General features: G+C 40.5%; 1 protein-coding gene. It reads left to right on the forward strand.

Annotated features, from left to right (window positions below; translation table 11 throughout):
• Positions 1 to 484 (forward strand): tetratricopeptide repeat protein (locus FK268_RS26195; protein WP_146437908.1); only part of this gene is annotated, 484 nt, incomplete at its 5' end.
• Between the last annotated feature and the right edge of the window lie 47 nt (positions 485 to 531).

The following is a 531-nucleotide window of genomic DNA, read 5'->3' on the forward strand; positions in this document are numbered from 1 at the left end:
TCATAAAGTTCAGAAGCTCAACGAGGCGTTTGATCGTTATGATTCTTTCTTAACGACTTTTGATACAGGTCCCATAGATGCCACGAAGAGTGCCGCTTTAATTGCTGAAAATGAGGGTGTCTATCAGCTCTTTTCTGCACTTCTTTTAGCAAAAGAAGCACATGGTGCCGGTGATTATCAAGGTGCAGAGACGCTATTAAAATCAGCTCTAGCGACAGATATTAAAGATCTTGGATTAAAAGATCTGATCAACTATCGACTTGCGATTGTGCAATTTGATCAAGGAGAGGATCAGCAGGCACTTCAGACTCTAAAAGCGATACAATCTTCGGAATTTTTAGGTCTACGTAAGGTGCTTGAGGGAGATATCTACAGTGCATTAGGTGAGATAGAAGATGCAAAGATCGCCTATGAAGAGGCGCTCAGTAGTGAAGTTGTTCCTGATGATGCGCGTGATAAATTGTATCTTTTAAGTGTTCAATAATAAGTGCCTAATAACCAATGCCCAATAATCAATCCTTGATAGGACTC

It is taken from the genome of Tsukamurella sputi (genome assembly GCF_007858445.1).
GTDB lineage: Bacteria > Actinomycetota > Actinomycetes > Mycobacteriales > Mycobacteriaceae > Tsukamurella > Tsukamurella sputi.